Genomic DNA, 18,973 nt, shown 5'->3' on the forward strand with positions numbered 1-18,973 from the left:
CACCAAGAAACGTTCGCCCCCACCCCAGGCACACCAGAACACCTGTCCCCTCGCCGAACAACATGTCTGGTCGGCCCTAGACGGTGGAGGAGAAGACTTCGTCCCGGGCCCGTTCGAGGGCGTGCAGCAGGGCACCGCGCACCACGGGGCTGCCTTCGACCCCGCCGAGTTCGACCTCGGTCCCGTTCGGTGCTATGCGTGCGGTCGCGGACCGGACGCGTTCGGCGAGCCTGTGTCCGCCGGCTCGGGCCACGTCGCCGCCCAGGACCACGAGCCCGGGGTCCAGAACGACACTGACGGCGGCGATCCCGCGGGCGAGGCGCTCGGCGAAGGCTTCGAGGAACGCGTCGGCCTCGGGGGTCTCGGCCTCGGATGCCGAGCGCACCACGTCGGTGACGTCCTCGCCGGTGATGCCGTGCTCGGCTGCCAGTTTGACGACCTGCCCGGCCTTGACCAGGGCCTGGAACCCGTGCGGGAGTTCGCGGTCGCCGTCGTTCCTCAGGGATTCGTAGCCGCCCGAGAGGCCGACGTCGGTGGGCAGCGGTGCACCGGGCACGGGCAGGTAGCCGATCTCGCCCGCGCCGCCGGAACGTCCGCGGTGGATACGTCCGTCGATCATGGTGGACATGCCGACGCCGCCGGCGGCACTGAGCCAGATGAGGACGAACTCGGTTTCTCCTGCGGCGGCTCCCTCGGCGTGTTCGGCCATGGCTGCGAGGTTGACGTCGTTCTCGATCACGATCGAACGTTCCAGTTCGGCGCGTAGGGCTTCCAGGACCCCTTCGTGCCAGGCCATGAGGTCGAAGGAGAAGCGGATGTCCCCGGTACGCGGGTCGACGACGCCGGGTGTGCCGATGACGCAGGCGCGGAGCCTGTCGAGGGGTACACCGGCGGTCCCGACGAGGCGGCGTACGGCTGTGTGCACGAGGGAGACCGGGTCCTCGGAGGCGGTGGGGTCGACGCTCACATCGGCCACGACCTCGCCGGTGATGTCGGCGATGGTGGCGGTGACCCGCTGGGCGCTGACGTCGAGGGCGGCGACGTAGGCGCTCTCGGGCACCACTGCGTACAGGGCGGCGTTGGGTCCGCGTCCGCCCGCTCGGCTGCCCACGACCTGGACGAGGTCGCGCTCCTCCAGGCGGGAGAGGAGTTGGGAGGCGGTCACCTTGGACAGGCCGGTGCGGGTGCCCAGTTGGGTCCGGGTCAGCGGACCCTCCGTCAGGAGCAGCTCCAGCGCCGCTCGGTCGTTGAGCTGGCGGAGCAGCCTGGGGGTCCCCGGACGTTGAGACATAACCGTGATACCTCACCCTGTTTTTATTAGGAAAGTTTCCTGTTAATTTAACTCACAACCTCACAGGAGGTCACGTCCCGGCAGGTCCGCACGGCGCTTCTCCCGCAACTGCGGCCGTTCGGGCCCTTCCGGTCCCACCGGCGGGGCGGACAACGTGCAATCCCAGCACACACCCCATACGGACGTCGAGCCCTCCCCGGACCTGCCTCCATGGTCCCAGGTCGGTTCGTGCACGGTCGGCCCACCCCAGTCGGCCGGGTGAAGGGAAAAGAGGTACACATGAGACTCACCGGGTTCGCAGCGGCAGGAGCCGTGGTGCTGTTGGCCGCGGCCTGCGGCGGAGGGTCCGACGACGGTGCGGGTTCCGGAGAGGTCCCCGACACCCTCACCGTGTGGCGCATGGGCGACGCCAGTGAGGACCAGAACGCGTTCATGGACGACGTCACCCAGCAGTACCAGGAGCTCTACCCCGACACCGACGTCGAGATCCAGTGGATCCCGTGGGGTGAGTTCTCCCAGCGCTTCCAGACCGCCATGGTCAGCGGCGGCCCCGACGTGGTCGAGATCGGCAACGACCAGGTCGCGACCTGGGCCGATGCCGGCGCCCTCTACGACGTCGCCGATCTGGCCCAGGAGTGGGAGCACCGCGACGACCTCCTGGACGCCGCCTACGCCAACGGCACCTTCGACCAGGCCCAGTACTCGGTGCCGTGGTACAGCGGCGTACGCGCCCTCTGGTACAACACCGACCAACTGGAGGAGATCGGCCACGAGCCTCCCGAGACCTGGGACGAACTCATCGAGGTCGCCGAGGCCCTGGAGGAGGAGTACGGCATCCCGGGCATGGCCGCACCCACCGACTTCGTCAACGGCATCGGCAGCTTCGTGTGGGCCGCCGGGGGCGAGTTCGCCGTCGAGGAGGGCGGCGAGTGGGAGGGCCGGCTCGACACCCCCGAGACCGCCGAGGGCCTGGAGTTCTACGCGAGCCTGATCTCCGACGGCCATTCCCCCAGCGCTTGTGTGGGCATCGACGAGGTCGAGTGCGGCCATGCCGACTTCGCCAACCGCGAGGTCGGCATGTTCATCGACGGCCCCTGGGCCGAGGACCAGATCGCCGAGATCAACGACGAGCACTCCGAGCACTGGGCCACCGCACCCATCCCCGGGGTGGACGGCATGGCCCCGGCCTTCGGCGGCGGCTCGGACCTGGCGGTGTGGGGCACCTCCGAGCACCCCGAGGCCGCCTTCGACTACATCACCACGCTCAACAGCAAGGAGAACGCGATCCCCTACAACGAGATCGCGTCGATGTTCCCCACGTTCGAGGACGTGCTGGCGAGCGACACCTTCCAGGAGGACCCGGTACAGGCCGGTGCCGCCACCCAGGCTACGGGTGATCTGCGCCTGTTCCCCGACACCCCCAACTGGGGCCACGTCCAGTGGGAGCTGGCCACGGTCCAGAACGCCGTCGAGCGCCTGGCCGAGGGCGAGGACCCCGACGACGTGCTGCCCGAACTCGACGAGGAGCTCACCGAGGCGCTCAACCGCCCCACGGACGAGTAGGCACGAGACCGCCCCGCGCTGCACCCCCGACGGGACGGCCGCCGACCGGCCGTCCCCGAACGACGCCAGGTGAGATCGCCCATGACACAAGTGGAGGGACCCCCCACCGTGGTCCCCGACCCTCCCCAGGAGCAGAGCCGCGCTGCGGCCCGGCTCACGGCGTACAGGCGCCGACGACTGACCCCCTACCTGCTGATCCTGCCGGCCCTGACGATCCTGGCGCTGGTGCTGCTGTGGCCGATCGTCCAGATGCTCTGGATGTCGCTGCACAGCTACGGTCTGCAGCAGCTCCAGGGCCGGGAGGCCGAGTGGAACTCCTTCGCCCACTACCTGCAGGTGCTGACCGACGAGCGGTTCTGGGGCATCTTCCGGAACACCGTCGTGGTCTGTCTGGCCATGGTGGCCCTGACGATGCTGCTGGGGACCCTGGTGGGCCTCCTCATGCACAAGCTCCCGAACTGGGCCTCGACCGTGCTGGGACTGGGGCTGATGCTGGCCTGGGCCACCCCGGTCATCAGCGCCGCCATCGTCCACCGGTGGCTGTTCGACACCCGCTACGGGTTGGTCAACGCCGTACTGGGTGCGCTACCGGACTGGCTCGTGGGAGGGGGCTGGCAGGACTTCAACTGGTTCAACTCACCAAGCACCCTGTTTCCCATCCTGGTGGTGACGGTGGTCTGGCAGTCGTTCCCCTTCGTGGCGATCAGCATCCTGGCCGGGCTCAAGTCGATCCCCGGCGACCTGTACGAGGCCGTCCGTATCGACGGGGCCGGCGCGTGGAAGAGCTTCTGGAACGTCACCTTCCCGATGCTGCGGCCGCTGTTCGCCCTGCTGCTGGTCCTGCAGATCATCTGGGACTTCCGGATCTTCACCCAGCTGTTCATCCTTGCCGGCGGCGTCTCCAACCGGGACGTGGCCCTGATCCCGACCTACATCTACCAGCTCGGTTTCGCCTCGACCCCGCCCGACTACGGGATGGGTTCGGCGATCGCAGTGATCATGACCGTTCTGGTACTCGCCATCAGCGCGTACTACCTGCGTGTGATGATCCGGCAGGAGGAGGCCTGATGAACGACCGTTACCGGGTCCGCCGGATCCTCGGGCGCACGGGGATGTACGCGGCCGCACTGGCTGTGCTGCTCTTCGCGGTCTTTCCCGTGTACTGGGTGCTGGCCACGGCCCTGCGTCCCACGGGGGAGATCTTCACCCGGGAACCGACGCTGTTCCCCGGCGAGCTCACCCTGGAGCACTTCGAACGGGTCCTGTCGGGGGTACTGATCCCGGGCACCTCGTTCTGGTCCTTCCTCACCAACAGCCTCGTCGTGACCGTGGGATCGGTGACCGTGGCCGCGCTGGTGTCGCTGCTGGCGGCGGTGGCCGTGGCGCGTTTCCGGTTCTCGCTGCGCGGCGCCTTCGTCCTGATGCTCATGGTCATCCAGATGGTGCCGGTCGAGGCGCTGATCATCTCGCTGTTCGTCAACTTCTTCCATCTGGGCCGGACCCTGGACGTGGAGCTGGTCAACAACCTCTCCGGGGTCTTCGTCGTCTACGTGGCGGTGGCGCTGCCCATCACGATCCTCATGGTCCGCAACTTCGTGGCGGCGGTACCCAGGTCCCTGGAGGAGGCCGCAGCCATCGACGGGGCGAACGGCTGGACGGTCTTCTGGCGCATTCTCATGCCGCTGGTCGCGCCCGGACTGGGGGCTGCGAGCATCTTCGCCTTCATCACCGCGTGGAACGAGTTCCTCGTCGCCTTCACGTTCCTGCAGAACAACACCGGGGCCTACACGTTGCCGATCTCGCTCCAGTACTACTTCGGTGCGGTCTCCGTCGAGTGGGGCTCCGTCATGGCCGCCTCCACCCTGCTGACCGTGCCCGTGATGATCTTCTTCCTGCTCGTCCAGCGCCGGATGGTATCCGGCCTGACCATGGGCGCGGTCAAGGGCTGACGCCCCGGCGGGGCGGCCCGCGCGCCGCTCCTGCCCGACCGTGCCGCCTCCTCCCGCTCACGTCTGCCCGACCGGGCACCCTCCTGATCACCGAACGGAGTCCGCGATGCCGCTCGATCCCACCCTGGCTCGTCTGGCCAACGCCGTACTGATGGTCCCCTTCGAGTCCCACCACGCACCACGATGGGTGCTGGAGGGGTTGGCCGAGGGCATCTCCGGTGTCTGCCTGTTCCACAACAACCTGCAGTCCCCGGAGCAGGTCCGGGCCCTGAACGCGCAGTTGGGGGAAGCCGCCGACACCCCGCTGATCTCCCTGGACGAGGAGGGCGGGGACGTCACCCGCATCGGCCAGGCGCGCGGCAGCGACTACCCGGGCAACGCGGCCCTGGGCGCGGTCGACGACACGGAACTCACCCGGGCCACCCACCGTGAGATGGGCGGGCGCCTGGCCGATCTGGGGTTCAACACGGATCTGGCCCCGTCGGTGGACGTCAACGTCGCCGACGACAACCCCGTCATCGGCACCCGTTCGTTCGGTGCCGACCCGGGGCTCGTGGCCCGGCACGCGAAGGCGTCGGTCCTGGGTCTGCACGACGCCGGGGTGGTGGCCTGCGCCAAACACTTCCCCGGCCACGGCGCGACCTCGCAGGACTCCCACCACGTGCTGCCCCTGGTGGAGGCCGACGCCGAGGTGCTGCGTGAGCGGGAGCTGCGGCCGTTCCGTGCGGCTGTGGAGGCGGGGGTCCGTTCGGTCCTGACCGCCCACATCGAGATGCCGACGTTGGGCGGGTCCGGCCCGGCCACGCTCAACCACCATGTGCTCAACCGGGTGCTGCGGCAGGAACTGGGGTTCACGGGCACCGTGGTCAGCGACGCGATGGAGATGCAGGGGGTGAGCGAGCGTATCGGGATCCCCGAGGCCAGCGTGCTGGCGGTCGCGGCCGGGTGCGACCTGTTGTGCCTGGGCCGGTTCGTCTACGCCGATCAGGTCGGGGCGGTGCGCACCGCGCTCGTGGAGGCGGTCCGGCAGGGGCGGCTCCGCGGTGAACGCCTGGAGGAGGCTGCGGCGCGCAACGCGGACCTGCGCGCCTGGGCGCGGGGCCGCGCGGCTGTGCGTGCGTCCGTGCCCGGGCCCGACGGTGTGGGGCTGTCCGGTGCGCGCCGGGCCACCCGGGTGCGCGGGGAACCCCCGCGCCTGCACGACCCGTTCGTGGTCGAGGTGGAAGCACCCGCGGGTGTGGCCGTGGGGGAGGTTCCCTGGGGGCTGTCCCCGTGGTTCGCCGACACCGTCCGGGTCACCCCCGGGGCCACGGCCGCCGAGGACCTGTCGGCCCGGGCGGCCGGCCGGGGCCTGGTCGTCGTGGTACGGGACGCGCACCGTTACCCCGACACGCGTGACCTGGTGCTCTCCCTGCTCGCCGTGCGTCCCGACGCCGTCGTCGTGGAGATGGGTCTGCCCGTCTGGCTCCCGGACCTCGGTACGCATGTGAGCACCTACGGTGCCGCGCACGTCAACAGTCGCAGCGCCGCCGAGCTGTTGGGCGCCGAGCGCGCGTTGCAGAACGCCCGTTCCGGTGTCTGATCCGTGTGCGGGATGCGGGCGTGCGGTGGTCCGGACGGCCGCGCCCCGCGCACACGGGGCACACGAGCGCGCCGGTACGGCAACGGGGCCCTCTCGGCATCTGATCATCCGAGCATGTCCACGTGAGCCGGTAGGAGAAGTATCCTTGGAGGCGTCCGACGGCCGTGCTCGGTTCGGTCCGGCGGACGCCTCGCTTCACAGCTCGACGACGGTCCGGGTATCGCACGGACCGATCAGTGCCCCATTCGCCCTTCCGAACACGGCATAATCACAGCATGCGCCTTTCAGCCCGGGTCGACTACGCGCTCCGCGCGGCCGCAGAACTCGCCGTCTCCCCCGACGGACCGGTGACGGCCGAGCAGCTCGCTCGCGCACAGGACATCCCCGGAAAATTCCTGGAGAACATCCTCACCCAGCTCCGTCGCGCCGGTCTGGTCCGCAGTCAACGCGGGCCCGTCGGCGGCTACTGGCTGGCCCGAGACCCCGCCGAGATCTCCCTGGCGGACATCATCAGGGCGGTCGACGGTCCTCTCGCCAACGTGCGGGGGGAACGCCCCGAGGAGGTGGACTACGACGGGGCGGCCCGTAGCCTGCAGCAGGTGTGGATCGCTCTGCGGGCCAGCGAACGCTCCATCCTGGAGGGGGTCACCCTGCACCACTTGGCCACGAACGAGCTGCCCTCGATGGTGCGCTCGCTGGCCGAGGACCCCGATTCCTGGGTCAACCACACCCACAGATGAGCCACACGACGAAGGAGCCGTCCACCCCGAGGTGGACGGCTCCTTCGTCATGGTCGTGGTGACGTGGTACGGACGGTGCGGTCCCGGTGTCAGACCCCGACCATGTCGGGGACCTGGGGGACACGGTCCGGTACCGGGTCGATACCGAGGTCCTGGGCGTTCACGGGTTCGGTGGCAACGGAATCGCCGAGCAGAGCAGCCTCTTGGAGCTCGGCCAGGGCGAGCTGGTCGGAAACTTCTCTGAGTACCTGGGAGAGCGGGACACCGAGAGCGGTGCAGATCGAGGAGAGCAACTCCGAGGAGGCCTCCTTCTGTCCCCGTTCGACCTCCGACAGATACCCGAGGGATACACGAGCTTCGGCCGAGACCTGACGGAGGGTGCGGCTCTGACGCTGCCGGAGCCGCCTGAGCACGTCACCCAGCAGGTGACGAAGCAGGACCATCATTCGCGCTCCCTCCTACCGGTAGCGACCTTCATATACAACACCGTACCTGTCCCACGCCCGATTCGGGCACCTCTCGTTCTGCTGTTCGCTGGAGGGGGAACTACGCCTCGGGGTGGTTTTGTTCCCTTCGGTTCGGCGGAGAGAACCACGAACGGGGGTCAGTTCGGGGTGGTGTCCGCCACGTCGTCACGAACCGCCGCGACCAGGGCCGCGAGCGCTCCCTCCACCGTTCGGTGACGGATACCCGAACGGTCTCCGGTGAAACGGAACCGTTCGACCTTCGGCCCCCCGCCCGTACCGACCACGGCGGCATAAACGGTACCGACCGGCTGTCCGTCCTGGGGTTCGGGGCCGGCGACCCCGGTGACGGCCACCCCGAGGTCGGCCCCGGCCAAATTCCGGGCACCGCGGGCCATGTGTACGGCGACGTCGGGGTGCACGGCGCCCTCGGTCTCCAGGAGATCCGCGGGGACCCCCAGGAGGGCGGTCTTTGTGTCGGTCGCGTAGGTCACGAACCCGCCCCGGTAGGTGGCAGAGGCCCCGGGGACCGCGGTGAGGTGGGCGCCGATGAGCCCGCCGGTCAACGACTCGGCGGTGGCGCACGTGAGCCCGGCCGCCAGCAGCCCCCGGTGGGCGGCCCCGGCTGTCTCCAGTGCGGCGCCGACAGGCTCTGCGTCCCCGTGTTCGCTCACGCCGGGTCCTCCCCCTTCTTCTCCTTCTTCCGGGCCAGACGCACGGCGTCGACGACGTAGACCGCGCCGCTCCACAGGGTCACGGCCAGTGCGAGGCCCATGGTCAGATGCGCGAGCCAGACGAAGGCCGCGGTGAACGGGAACAGGTGCAACGGGAACAGGTAGATGCTGATCGCGACGATCTGCAGGACGGTCTTGAGCTTGCCGCCCCGGCTTGCCGGCATGACTCCGTAGCGGATCACCGCGAAACGCAGGGCGGTGATGCCCCACTCGCGGGCCAGGATCGCGACGGTCACCCACCACCACAGGTCGCCCTGGATCGAGAGCACGACCAGGGCGGCGCCGGTGAGGGCCTTGTCGGCGATCGGGTCGGCGATCTTCCCGAAATCGGTGACGAGGTTGTGCCGTCGGGCCAGCTCACCGTCGATCCGGTCGGTGACGGCAGCCAGCACGAAGACTGCGAAGGAGGCCAGTTGCCATCCCGTGCCGTCCAGGAACATGAACCACACGAAGAGCGGCACCATGATCAGGCGGCTCACCGTGAGCACGTTCGCGATGTTCCACAACGGCACTCGGGGAGCGGGCGAGGCCGCAGCATCGTTGTTGCTCATCTGTCTCCGGTTCCCCCGTCCGTCTCGGGGGAGTTCTCGGCGTCATCGGCCTGTTCGGCCACGAGGTCGGCGCCGACGGACTGCAGGACGGTGGCGCGTACGAGGTCGCCCACGGCCAGGTCCTGCCCGTACAGGATGGTTCTGCCGTCGACGTCGGGTGCCTGGTGGTCGGCACGGCCCTCGTAGGCGCCGTCCTCCAGGACCGACTCGACCAGGACGGTGACCTCGCTGCCCACACGCTCCTCCGCGCGTTGGGCCATGAGCTCCTGGGCCAGGTCGGTCAGACGCTCCACACGTGCGTCGACGACCTCCTGGGGCACCTTGTCGGCGTACCCGGCGGCCTCGGTCCCGTCCTCGTCGGAGTAGCCGAACACACCGATCGCGTCCAGGCGTGCCTCGGTCAGGAACGCGACGAGTTCCTCGAACTCCTCCTCGGTCTCGCCGGGGAAGCCGACGATGAAGTTGGACCGGGCCCCGGCCTCGGGGGCGTGCTCGCGCACGGTGCGCAGCAGTTCCAGGAAACACTCGCGGTCGCCGAACCGGCGCATGCGGTGCAGCAGGGGGCCGCTGGCGTGTTGGAAGGACAGGTCGAAGTAGGGCACGACACCGGGGGTTGCGGTGAGGGCCTCCACGAGCCCGGGGCGCATCTCGGCCGGCTGCAGGTAGCTCACCCGGACGCGGTCCAGGCCCTGGACGGCGGCCAGGTCCGGCAGGAGGGTCTCCAGGGCGCGCGTGTCGTCCAGGTCCTTGCCGTAGGAGGTGGAGTTCTCGCTGACGAGGAAGACCTCGCGCACCCCCTCGCCCGCCAGCCACCGGGCCTCTCGCACGACCTCCTCGGGTCGGCGTGAGACGTAGGCGCCGCGGAAGGCGGGGATGGCGCAGAAGGTGCACCGTCGATCGCACCCCGAGGCGATCTTGAGGTTGGCGACGGGACCGCCCCTCAGGCGGCGGCGCGGGACGTTGGTGCGGTAGGGCAGTTCGCTTCCCTCGGCGCCGGGTGATTCCTCGGGGGAAGCGTGCCCGGGCACGTGCGCTCGGGAGCCGTCACGGTCGACGGGGCTGATGGGCAGAAGGGTGCGGCGGTCACGGGGCTCGTGCGGGACCAGGTTGCGGCCGTCGACCACGTCGTCGAGGCGGTCGGTGATGGCCGCGTAGTCGTCGAACCCGATGACCTGTGCTTCGGGTAGGGACTCGGCGAGTTCGGAGCCGTAGCGTTCGGCCATGCACCCCGCGGCGACGACCTTGCCGCCGCCTTCGGCCGCTTCCAGCAGGGCCTGGATGGAGTCCTGTTTGGCGGCGTCGATGAAGCCGCAGGTGTTGACCACGGTCACGTCGGCCCGTGCGTCGCTGTCGGCGAGGTCCCAGCCGCCGGCGGCCAGGCGGCCGGCGAGCTCCTCGGAGTCGACCTCGTTACGCGCGCAACCCAGGGTCACGAGTGAGACAGTACGGCGCGATGACATGGCTTCCAAGCGTGTGGGAGAGCTGTGAGTGGTGCGGGCGGCGCGGCGCACGTGGTGCGGTCCCGTGGGTCTCGCCCGGCCGCGGCCTCGGCTGCGTCGCCTCCTCCCGCGGCCCTCCACACTACCGTGGTCGGGTCACTCTCCCGAACGGCGGCCGTGGTACACGCCACTCACTCGGGGCCCGCACCGCCCTGGTGGGCGATACGGGCCCTGTTCCCGTGTCCGGTACGGCGGATCGGCCGCTTCAGCCGCCGAATCCGTCCGCCTCGATGCCGACCTCCTTGACCTCTCCGTGCTCGCCGAGGGCACCGATGTCCTCTCCGTCGATACTGACGGCGACCGCTCCGGCGTTGCCGGCCCATACGCGCAGCTGTTCCTGGCCGGTGTGCTCCCACGACTGGCCCTGGGACAGAAAACCGGTGAAGAGGTCCTCGCTCTCCTCCGCGTTCTCCTCCACGCGCTCGAGTGTGCTCCCGTCCGGGGCACCCTCGTCCCCGCCCTCGCCGGTGACCTGGACCCAGATACGTTCGTCGGCGGTCAGCCGGACGGTGAACTCGGCCGGTTCCTCCTCCTCGGCGGGCTCGGAGGGCTGCTCGGCCCCGAGGGGATCGGATGTTCCTTCCCCGGCGGGGTCGACGTGCGTCCGGTCCCCGTCCTCGGCCTCACCGGCACCGGACGAGGAGTCGACGTTGCCGTTGTCGTCGCGCATGACGTCCAGGGCGGTACGCAGCGGGTTGGTCTCCTCACCGTTCCAGGCGCGGACCCCGACGACGGCACCGGCCAGGACGACGGCGGCGACCAGGGCCCAGGGCCAGTGGCGGCGGAGCGCCTCTCCCCCGCGGTCGGGGGCGTCGGTGCCGGTGACGACCGGGCGCGGTGACCGCCGTTCGGCACCGGCCCCCTTACCGGCGTGGGCCGGGGTGCGGTGCCGTCCCCTCGGTTCGGGCACCGGTTCGCGCCGGGGGCCGTTCTTCTTCTTGGAACGGGGGTCCGGAACGGTCCGGTACGGGTTCCGGTCCCGTTCGAAGTGGCTGGGCCTGGCGGCTCCGGCGTCCGGTTCCGTGTCGTCGATGATGCGTCGGGGCGGCGGGCCCGCCATGGGCTCGTCCCCCTCCTCCGGGAGCTCCTCGGCCTGTTCCCGCGCGGCCGCCGCGATCCGGGCGGTGGCGGGCGACCCGGCCACGTGGCGCGGCAGGGGTACGAAGACCGGCGCTCCGTGGCCGGCGTGCTCCTGGTCGAACTCGGCCAGGAGCGGTTCGGGGTCCAGGCCGAGGAAGCGGCAGATGCTGCGGATGTGGCCCCGGGCGTAGAAGTCCCCACCGCAGGGGACGAAGTCCTCCTCCTCGATCCCGTTGAGGACCTTGGGCCTGATGCGGGTCCGGGTACTGAGATCCGCGACCGTGTAGCCCGCCGCGATCCGGGCGGCGGACAGGCTCTGTCCGATCGTCGCCATGCACACTCCCCGCGACTCTTTGTGGTTGCCTGGCACCACTCTGCTACCAAGAGCCGAAAGGTGCAGGACACCACGCCCATGAAGCGGCCAAGAGTGCATCAAATCGGATGTTTCTGGAAGGGCGGCCGTGGAGAGCGCGGTCGGTCCGCGCAGGTCATCCCCCCCGGATGTCCGTGAGTACCTGTGGCAGGTCGTCGGGCTGCACGAGGACGTCGCGGGCCTTGGATCCCTCGCTGGGGCCGACCACGTCGCGGCTCTCCATGAGGTCCATCAGGCGCCCGGCCTTGGCGAACCCCACACGGAGCTTGCGCTGGAGCATGGAGGTGGAGCCGAACTGGGTGGTCACCACCAGCTCCGTCGCCTGCAGCAACAGGTCGAGGTCGTCGCCGATCTCCTCGTCGATCTCCTTCTTGGGCCCCTGAGGCGCCGCCACGTCCTCACGGTAACTGGGTTCGGACTGCTTCTTGCAGTGCTCGACGACCCTGCGGATCTCCTTCTCACCCACCCAGGCGTTCTGCAGGCGGATGGGTTTTCCCGCGCCCATCGGCAGGAAGAGCGCATCACCCTTGCCCACGAGTTTCTCCGCGCCGGCCTGGTCGAGGATCACCCGGCTGTCGGAGAGGCTGGAGGTGGCAAATGCCAGTCTGGAGGGCACGTTGGCCTTGATCAGGCCTGTGACGACGTCGACGCTCGGGCGCTGGGTCGCCAGCACCAGGTGGATGCCGGCGGCCCGGGCGAGCTGGGTGATGCGTACGACCGCGTCCTCGACGTCGCGGGGGGCGACCATCATCAGGTCGGCGAGCTCGTCGACGATGACCAGCAGGTAGGGGTACGGCTCGTACTCGCGTTCGCTGCCGGGCGGGGCCTTGAGCTCGCCCGCGCGTACCGCGGCGTTGAAGTCGTCCATGTGGCGGTAGCCGGAGGCGGCCAGGTCGTCGTAGCGCCGGTCCATCTCACCGACGACCCATTGGAGGGCCTCGGCTGCCTTCTTCGGGCTGGTGATGATCGGGGTGATCAGGTGCGGGATGCCCTCGTACATGGTCAGCTCGACCCGCTTGGGGTCGACCAGGATCATCCGTACCTCGTCGGGGGTGGAGCGCATCATGAGCGAGGTGATGAGCCCGTTGATGCAGGTCGACTTACCGGCGCCGGTCGCACCCGCCACCAGCACGTGCGGCATCTTGGCCAGGTTGGCCACGACGTTGGCGCCCTCGACGTCCTTACCCAGGCCCACGAGCATGGGGTGGTCGTCGGCGGTGGCCGCCGACGAGCGCAGGATGTCCCCCAGACTCACGATGTCCTTGTCGGTGTTGGGGATCTCCACACCGATCGCGGACTTTCCGGGGATGGGCGACTGGATACGCACGTCGGCGCTCTTGACCGCGAGCGAGATGTTCTTCGACAGTGCGGTGACCTTCTCGACCTTGACCGCCGGGCCGAGCTCGATCTCGTAGCGCGTGACGGTGGGCCCGCGGGTGAAACCGGTGACGTCGGCGTCGATCTTGAACTGGCCCATGACCCCGGAGAGCGCGCTGACGATGTCGTCGTTGGCCTTGGTGCGCTCCTTGCTGGGCGAACCGGGTTCGAGCATGGGCGGGGCCGGCAGCTCGTAGTCGCCCTCGACCACCCGGGAGGGGATGGACAGCTGCTCGGCGGTGGCCGGTGCCGGGGTGGGGTCCGGGGTCCCGGTCTTCTTGCGTCTGCCCTTGGCGGGTTTGTCCTTGCTCTCGTCCTTGGCGTTCTCGCCCTCGGCCTTCTCGTGCCCGTCGGTCAGTGCGGGGGCGACGGGCTCGGGGCTCTGCGGCAGGACGGGGGTGTCGTAGGGGCGTTCGTGGTCGCCCGCCACGGTCGAAGCCGTGGGGCCGCTCCTGGGTTTGCGCTTGCGCTGCTCGGGTCCCTCCTCGTCGGCCCCGAGGATCCCGATGCCCGAGTCCGGGCCGCCGTCGCGTTCCAGCAGGGCACCGAAGAGGGTCTGCAGGCGTTCGGGGATGCGCCGGATGGGGGTGGAGGTCACCACGAGGATGCCGAAGACCAGCACGAGCACCAACAGCACGGCGGTGAGCGTGGGTGTGATGACCATGCTCAGCGGACCGGAGGCGATGAAACCGATGAGCCCGCCGGAGGTCTGCAGGGCCTCGGCCCCCTCCGCGGGTCGGGGGACCCCGTGGGCGATGTGGATGAGCCCGAGCAGCCCCAGCATGATCGCGACGAACCCGATCGCCAGGCGGCCTCCGTCGCCGGGTTTGGCTGTGCCGGGGGTCCGCATGAGTTTGACGGCGATCGGCAGGAACAACAGCGGCAGGATCGGTGAGAAAGCGCCGAACCCGCCCATGATCACGAGCCGGGTGTACTCCAGCAGGGGCCCTTCGCTCTGCCACCACACGGCGGCGGCGATGAGCACACCGGAGGCGAGCAGCATCAGGCCGGCGCCGTCGCGGCGCAGGTCGGGGTCGAGGTCGCGTGCCCCGCGCCCGACAGCGCGGGCGACCCCGCCCACGGTGTGCGCGATGACCTTCCAGAGCACCGCGAGGAACTGGCCGAACATGGAGAAGGCGAAGACGATCGGCCCCTCGGGCATGCGCTTCTTCGTGGGCGAAGAACGCCCGCCGGGTTTCTTGCGGGCGGAGCCACCGGAGGAGGCACGCGCGGGCATCGAGGGGTCACCTCCAGGGGACGGCGGGTTCGGGGACCGGACACACCGGCCCGGCACGGCGGGAAGCCTACTGAAGCTGTCCACCCGGTGCACGGAAGGGGCACGGCGTGTCGTCCCCGGAACCGCCGAACGGCCCGGGCCGGTGGCCGCGGGCCGTTCTGGACGGGCGTTGTGGGCGCCTGCCCGTCCCGGGGTCCGTCCCCGGGGCTCACGGAGGAGGGTGGAGAGGCGCTCCACGGAGTGGTGCTCGGAAGCGCCCCGGCAGGGCTCCGGAGGGGTGTGGACGGCCCTCGGAGCGAGGACCGTCCCGGGAGGCAGCCGTACCGCCGAGGGCTCGAGGGCGGTGGCGGACGGGCCCCACCGGAGCGGGGCCGGATCCGGAAGCAGGGTTCAGACCTCGACCAGCACCGGGATGATCATCGGGCGACGGCGGTAGTTCTCGTTGACCCACCGGCCCGCGTTGCGCCGCACGATCTGCCTCAACTGGTGGGGATCGTTGACCCCGTCGGCAGCGGCCTTGTCCAGCGCGTCCTGGAGCTTGTCGATGACGTCGTCGAAAGCGTCGGGTTTGAGTCCCGCACCGCGTGTGTGGACCTCCGGTTCACCCAGGATCTTGCCGGTGTTGGAGTCCACGGCCACGACGACGGAGATGAAGCCCTCCTCGCCGAGGATGCGGCGGTCCTTGAGGGCGGCGTCGGTGACGTCGCCGACCGAGGAGCCGTCGACGTAGACGTAACCGGCCTGGACCGCACCCACGATCTTGGCGCGGTTCTTGTACAGGTCCACGACCACGCCGTCCTCGGCGATGACGATGCGGTCGTCGGGTACGCCGGTCTGCTTGGCGAGCGCGGCGTGGGCGCGCATGTGGCGCCACTCCCCGTGCACCGGCATGAAGTTGCGCGGGCGCACCATGTTGAGGACGTACAACAGTTCGCCGGCGGAGGCGTGGCCCGAGACGTGCACCAGGGCGTTGCCCTTGTGCACGATGTTGGCGCCCCAGCGGGTGAGACCGTTGATGACCCGGTTGACGGAGTTCTCGTTGCCCGGGATCAGCGACGAGGCGAGCAGGATGGTGTCGCCCTCCTCGATGCGGATCTGGTGGTCGCGGTTGGCCATGCGGCTCAGCGCCGACATGGGCTCGCCCTGCGACCCGGTGCAGACCAGCACGGCCTCGTCCGGTCTCATCTTGTCGAGCTGTTTGACGTCGATGATGGTGTCGCCGGGGATGCTGAGGTAGCCCAGGTCCCGTGCGATGTTCATGTTGCGCACCATCGATCGGCCCACGAAGGCGATCTTGCGCCCGTGCTGGGAAGCGGCGTCGATCACCTGCTGGACGCGGTGGACGTGCGAGGCGAAACAGGCCACCACGATGCGCTTGTCGGCGGTGCGGAAGACCTTCTCGATGTCCTCGTTGAGGTCGCGCTCGTTGACGATGAAGCCGGGCTGCTCGGCGTTGGTGGAGTCCGACAGCAGCAGGTCGACACCCTCGTCGCCGAAACGGGCGAACCCAGCCAGGTCGGTCAAGCGCCCGTCGAGCGGCAGCTGGTCCATCTTGAAGTCACCGGTGTGCAGCACGCTGCCGCCCGGCGTCCGGATGCCCACGGCCAGCGCGTCCGGGATGGAGTGGTTGACCGAGAAGAACTCCAGGTCGAAGGGGCCGAAGTCCTGGCGTTCGCCCTCCTCGACCAGAACGGTCTCGGGCTTGATGCGGTGCTCGCCGAGCTTGGCGGTGATGAGCGCCAGGGTGAGCTTGGAGCCCACGAGCGGGATGTCGGGGCGCTCACGCAGCAGGAACGGCACACCGCCGATGTGGTCCTCGTGCCCGTGGGTGAGCACGATCGCCTCGACGTCGTCGAGACGGTCCCGGATGTGGTCGAAGTCCGGGAGGATGAGATCGACGCCGGGCTGCTCCTCCTCGGGGAAGAGCACACCGCAGTCGACGATCAGCAGGCGGCCGCCGTACTCGAACACGGTCATGTTGCGACCGATCTCACCGAGACCGCCCAGTGCCACGACCCGCAGGGCGCCCTCGCCCAGGGGCGGGGGCGTGCTCAGTTCGGGGTGCGGGTGACTCATACCGATCCCTCCGCCAGACGCTCGACGTTGACCGCACTGGCCGGGACGGCCTGGTGCGGAGCGAGGCCGATGGGCCCCTTCACACCGGCGGCGGCCAGGTCCTCGCGCAGCAGGGCCTGCAGCTCCGAGGAAGCGTCGGCCAGCGGGGTGCGTACCGGACCGGACGGCAGTCCGAACAGGTTCAGGACGGACTTGACGGTGATGACGCCCTGCGTCCGGAAGATGCCCGTGTAGACCGGCGTGAGGCGGCGGTGGATGGCCAGGGCCTGGGCGACCTCACCGCTGTCGAACGCGTCGATCATGTCCTTGAGGTCACTGCCGACGATGTGGCCGACGACGCTGACGAAGCCGGCACCGCCGACCGACAGCGTCGGCAGGTTGAGGATGTCGGTGCCGCAGTAGAAGGCCAGGTCGGTGCGTTCCATGACCCAGGAGCTCGCGCCGAGGTTGTCCTTGGCGTCCTTGTTGGCGACGATCCGCGGGTGCTCGGCCAGACGCACGAGCGTCTCCGAAGCGATCGGTGTACCGGTGCGGTGCGGGATGTCGTAGAGCATCACCGGGAGCTCGGTCGCGTCGGCGATGGAGGTGAAGTGCCGCACCAGCCCCTCCTGCGGGGGCTTGTTGTAGTACGGCGTCACCGCGAGCAAGCCGTGCGCGCCGGCCTGCTCGGCGGCGCGGGCCAGCCTGAGACTGTGTCGGGTGTCGTTGGTTCCCACGCCTGCCACGACGGTGGCGCGGTCGCCGACGGCCTCGACGACGGAACGAAGGAGGCGGTCCTTCTCGTCGTCGCTGGTGGTGGGAGACTCACCGGTGGTGCCGCTGATGATGAGTCCGTCGTTGCTCTGCTCGTCGACGAGATAGGTGGCGAGTCTGGCCGCCCCCTCGTAGTCGATCTCGCCGTCCTCGAGCATCGGGGTGACCATGGCGGTCAGCATCTTGCCGAACGGGCGGTTCTGGGTTTCGACCATCGCGTGTGAAAGGCCGTGGACCACCGCCGGAGCGGGGTCCTTCGAGCCCCTCCTCCTCTCAATGTGCGTCGGGTTGCGGGTGGGTCGGGCCGTACGGATGGGTTCGCGTACGGAAGGAGCGGCATCGCGTACCGCCACCGTGACCGGCACTGACGGCCCGGTCACGGGGAAGATCTCTGTGCCCTCGCCTGCACGGCGGGGCAAAACCTGTATGTGGTCCGCCGCGCGGGGCGCGTGCGGAGGGCCCCGGTCCTCGTGGGTCGAGGTTGGAGGCCACAGAGTGTGAACCTACCCGACCCGGACCGGTGCCAGTCGTGGCTCCGGTCCGGGCTGCACCCCGGAGGGCGCTACGGATTCTCTGTCGGGGACGGCCGTGGTTTCCTGTTCGGCTGTCCTAGTCGTCCTGGCCGTCCGGAAGAACAATGCTGATCAGGAAGCTGACCACGGCGACGACGATCGCGCCGAGGAAGGCGTCCCAGAACGTGTCGATCCGGAAGGGAATGTCGAACAGCCCCGCGATCCACTCCGTGAGCAGGAACAGGAGCGCGTTCACGACCAGGCCGATGAGGCCGAGCGTCAGCGCGTAGAACAAGCAGCCGACCGTTTTGACGATCGGTTTGATGACCGCGTTGACCACACCGAAGATCGCGCCCACCGCGAGATAGACGACGATCTGCCCGGTCATGTCCTGGGCGTCGACGTGGATGCCGTTGATCAGGAATACAGCCGCCCAAAGGGCGAGTGCGTTCACGATGACTCTGATAATGAGGCTCACGAGATAGATGTTCCCATGCCATGGCAAGGTCGGGAAACTCCGGTGCCGTGTTACACGCTGGAGTCCCCGCGACCGCTTCGGCCGTACCCCTCCCAGGAGGCCACCCGTGTCCACCGCCCAATTCGTCCGGCCCGCCCGCAGCGGAGACATCGAGCGCATCGTCGACCTACAGGTCTCCTCGTGGCAGGCCCTGTACGGCCCTCTGCTCCCCGAGGAGGTGAGCGCGGAGATGGCTTCGCCCGAGGCCCGCACGAACTTCGCCGAGCAGTGGAAGGCGGCCCTGGAGTCCCCGCCGACCTCCAAGCACCGGCTCGTGGTGGCCACGGACGAGGTCGACGGTGTGCGCACCGTCACCGGCTTCGCCGCTATGGGACCGGCCGGCGACCCGGACCTGTGGCCGGCCACGGACGCGGAGGTCTTCGCCCTGCACGTGGATCCCGGGAGGACACGGCAGGGGCACGGGAGCCGCTTGGTCAACGCGTGTGTGGACCATGTGGCCGAGGACGGGTTCACCACGGTGCACGTGTGGGCGGCCGAGCAGGACAATCCGCTCCGTTCCTTCTTCGAGTCCGCGGGCTGGCGCGCCGACGGCGCCCGGCGCGAGATCGACCTCGGGCCGCTGCTGCCGATGGTGCGGCTGCATGCCGGGGTACCCGCCACCTAGTAGTACTTTGTTAAGTTCCTGATTCTTCGTCTCAGATCCGCCATCATGGA

At 69.4% G+C, this 18,973-nt stretch carries 16 protein-coding genes; 6 read left to right on the top strand and 10 right to left on the bottom strand.

The window, feature by feature from the left end; all coding sequences use genetic code 11:
• Positions 1-76: 76 nt before the first annotated feature.
• Complete coding sequence (locus D456_RS0122700; protein WP_017578473.1) at positions 77-1,291, bottom strand: ROK family transcriptional regulator; 1,215 nt, start codon at positions 1,289-1,291, stop codon at positions 77-79.
• Between the two features lie 279 nt (positions 1,292-1,570).
• On the opposite strand from D456_RS0122700, the gene D456_RS0122705 reads away from it, so the two are divergent.
• The 5 genes from D456_RS0122705 to D456_RS0122725 all read left to right on the top strand — a co-directional run bounded on the left by D456_RS0122705 (position 1,571) and on the right by D456_RS0122725 (position 7,125).
• Positions 1,571-2,854, top strand: a complete 1,284-nt coding sequence (locus tag D456_RS0122705; RefSeq protein ID WP_017578474.1) for an extracellular solute-binding protein — start codon at positions 1,571-1,573, stop codon at positions 2,852-2,854.
• 81 nt (positions 2,855-2,935) lie between these two features.
• Complete coding sequence (locus D456_RS0122710; protein WP_026116145.1) at positions 2,936-3,922, top strand: carbohydrate ABC transporter permease; 987 nt, start codon at positions 2,936-2,938, stop codon at positions 3,920-3,922.
• The gene (locus D456_RS0122715) at positions 3,922-4,803 is read left to right on the top strand and encodes a carbohydrate ABC transporter permease (RefSeq protein ID WP_017578476.1); all 882 of its coding nucleotides are present in this window, start codon (positions 3,922-3,924) and stop codon (positions 4,801-4,803) included. The genes D456_RS0122710 and D456_RS0122715 overlap by 1 nt, the downstream gene beginning before the upstream one ends.
• 106 nt (positions 4,804-4,909) lie before the next feature.
• A complete protein-coding gene (locus D456_RS0122720) occupies positions 4,910-6,385 on the top strand; it encodes a glycoside hydrolase family 3 protein (RefSeq protein ID WP_017578477.1) in 1,476 nt (491 codons plus the stop codon).
• Positions 6,386-6,660: 275 nt separating this feature from the next.
• Positions 6,661-7,125 (top strand): RrF2 family transcriptional regulator, encoded by a 465-nt coding sequence (locus D456_RS0122725; RefSeq protein WP_017578478.1) that lies wholly within the window; start codon positions 6,661-6,663, stop codon positions 7,123-7,125.
• A gap of 89 nt (positions 7,126-7,214) precedes the next feature.
• Here D456_RS0122725 and D456_RS0122730 read toward each other — a convergent pair whose 3' ends face one another.
• The 9 genes from D456_RS0122730 to D456_RS0122770 form a co-directional block, all read right to left on the bottom strand.
• The gene (locus D456_RS0122730) at positions 7,215-7,571 is read right to left on the bottom strand and encodes a helix-turn-helix domain-containing protein (protein ID WP_017578479.1); all 357 of its coding nucleotides are present in this window, start codon (positions 7,569-7,571) and stop codon (positions 7,215-7,217) included.
• Positions 7,572-7,729: 158 nt separating this feature from the next.
• Complete coding sequence (locus D456_RS0122735) at positions 7,730-8,263, bottom strand: CinA family protein (protein WP_017578480.1); 534 nt, start codon at positions 8,261-8,263, stop codon at positions 7,730-7,732.
• Positions 8,260-8,874: a CDP-diacylglycerol--glycerol-3-phosphate 3-phosphatidyltransferase gene (gene pgsA, locus D456_RS0122740; protein WP_017578481.1), complete on the bottom strand. Its 615-nt coding sequence runs from the start codon at positions 8,872-8,874 to the stop codon at positions 8,260-8,262. The genes D456_RS0122735 and pgsA overlap by 4 nt, the downstream gene beginning before the upstream one ends.
• Positions 8,871-10,334 (bottom strand): 30S ribosomal protein S12 methylthiotransferase RimO, encoded by a 1,464-nt coding sequence (gene rimO, locus D456_RS0122745; RefSeq protein ID WP_026116146.1) that lies wholly within the window; start codon positions 10,332-10,334, stop codon positions 8,871-8,873. Before rimO ends, pgsA begins: the two co-directional genes overlap by 4 nt.
• Positions 10,335-10,578: 244 nt before the next feature.
• Complete coding sequence (locus tag D456_RS0122750) at positions 10,579-11,787, bottom strand: helix-turn-helix domain-containing protein (RefSeq protein ID WP_017578483.1); 1,209 nt, start codon at positions 11,785-11,787, stop codon at positions 10,579-10,581.
• Positions 11,788-11,941: 154 nt separating this feature from the next.
• On the bottom strand, positions 11,942-14,440 hold the full coding sequence (locus D456_RS0122755; protein WP_017578484.1) for a DNA translocase FtsK: 2,499 nt from the start codon (positions 14,438-14,440) through the stop codon (positions 11,942-11,944).
• A gap of 390 nt (positions 14,441-14,830) precedes the next feature.
• On the bottom strand, positions 14,831-16,516 hold the full coding sequence (locus D456_RS0122760; protein ID WP_017578485.1) for a ribonuclease J: 1,686 nt from the start codon (positions 16,514-16,516) through the stop codon (positions 14,831-14,833).
• On the bottom strand, positions 16,513-17,484 hold the full coding sequence (dapA, locus tag D456_RS0122765; RefSeq protein ID WP_026116147.1) for a 4-hydroxy-tetrahydrodipicolinate synthase: 972 nt from the start codon (positions 17,482-17,484) through the stop codon (positions 16,513-16,515). The genes D456_RS0122760 and dapA overlap by 4 nt, the downstream gene beginning before the upstream one ends.
• A gap of 394 nt (positions 17,485-17,878) precedes the next feature.
• Positions 17,879-18,259 (bottom strand): phage holin family protein, encoded by a 381-nt coding sequence (locus D456_RS0122770; protein WP_083904676.1) that lies wholly within the window; start codon positions 18,257-18,259, stop codon positions 17,879-17,881.
• A gap of 106 nt (positions 18,260-18,365) precedes the next feature.
• On the opposite strand from D456_RS0122770, the gene D456_RS0122775 reads away from it, so the two are divergent.
• On the top strand, positions 18,366-18,923 hold the full coding sequence (locus D456_RS0122775) for a GNAT family N-acetyltransferase (protein ID WP_017578488.1): 558 nt from the start codon (positions 18,366-18,368) through the stop codon (positions 18,921-18,923).
• Positions 18,924-18,973 lie beyond the last annotated feature (50 nt).

This window comes from Nocardiopsis kunsanensis DSM 44524 (genome assembly GCF_000340965.1).
Lineage (GTDB): Bacteria > Actinomycetota > Actinomycetes > Streptosporangiales > Streptosporangiaceae > Nocardiopsis > Nocardiopsis kunsanensis.

What these genes read in the sequence shown, in the direction of transcription:
- D456_RS0122700 (WP_017578473.1), bottom strand. Translation starts at nt 1,291, where the DNA reads ATGTCTCAACGTCCGGGGACCCCCAGGCTGCTCCGCCAGCTCAACGAC.
- D456_RS0122705 (WP_017578474.1), top strand. Translation starts at nt 1,571, where the DNA reads ATGAGACTCACCGGGTTCGCAGCGGCAGGAGCCGTGGTGCTGTTGGCC.
- D456_RS0122710 (WP_026116145.1), top strand. Translation starts at nt 2,936, where the DNA reads ATGACACAAGTGGAGGGACCCCCCACCGTGGTCCCCGACCCTCCCCAG.
- D456_RS0122715 (WP_017578476.1), top strand. Translation starts at nt 3,922, where the DNA reads ATGAACGACCGTTACCGGGTCCGCCGGATCCTCGGGCGCACGGGGATG.
- D456_RS0122720 (WP_017578477.1), top strand. Translation starts at nt 4,910, where the DNA reads ATGCCGCTCGATCCCACCCTGGCTCGTCTGGCCAACGCCGTACTGATG.
- D456_RS0122725 (WP_017578478.1), top strand. Translation starts at nt 6,661, where the DNA reads ATGCGCCTTTCAGCCCGGGTCGACTACGCGCTCCGCGCGGCCGCAGAA.
- D456_RS0122730 (WP_017578479.1), bottom strand. Translation starts at nt 7,571, where the DNA reads ATGATGGTCCTGCTTCGTCACCTGCTGGGTGACGTGCTCAGGCGGCTC.
- pgsA (WP_017578481.1), bottom strand. Translation starts at nt 8,874, where the DNA reads ATGAGCAACAACGATGCTGCGGCCTCGCCCGCTCCCCGAGTGCCGTTG.
- rimO (WP_026116146.1), bottom strand. Translation starts at nt 10,334, where the DNA reads ATGTCATCGCGCCGTACTGTCTCACTCGTGACCCTGGGTTGCGCGCGT.
- D456_RS0122750 (WP_017578483.1), bottom strand. Translation starts at nt 11,787, where the DNA reads ATGGCGACGATCGGACAGAGCCTGTCCGCCGCCCGGATCGCGGCGGGC.
- D456_RS0122755 (WP_017578484.1), bottom strand. Translation starts at nt 14,440, where the DNA reads ATGCCCGCGCGTGCCTCCTCCGGTGGCTCCGCCCGCAAGAAACCCGGC.
- D456_RS0122760 (WP_017578485.1), bottom strand. Translation starts at nt 16,516, where the DNA reads ATGAGTCACCCGCACCCCGAACTGAGCACGCCCCCGCCCCTGGGCGAG.
- dapA (WP_026116147.1), bottom strand. Translation starts at nt 17,484, where the DNA reads ATGGTCGAAACCCAGAACCGCCCGTTCGGCAAGATGCTGACCGCCATG.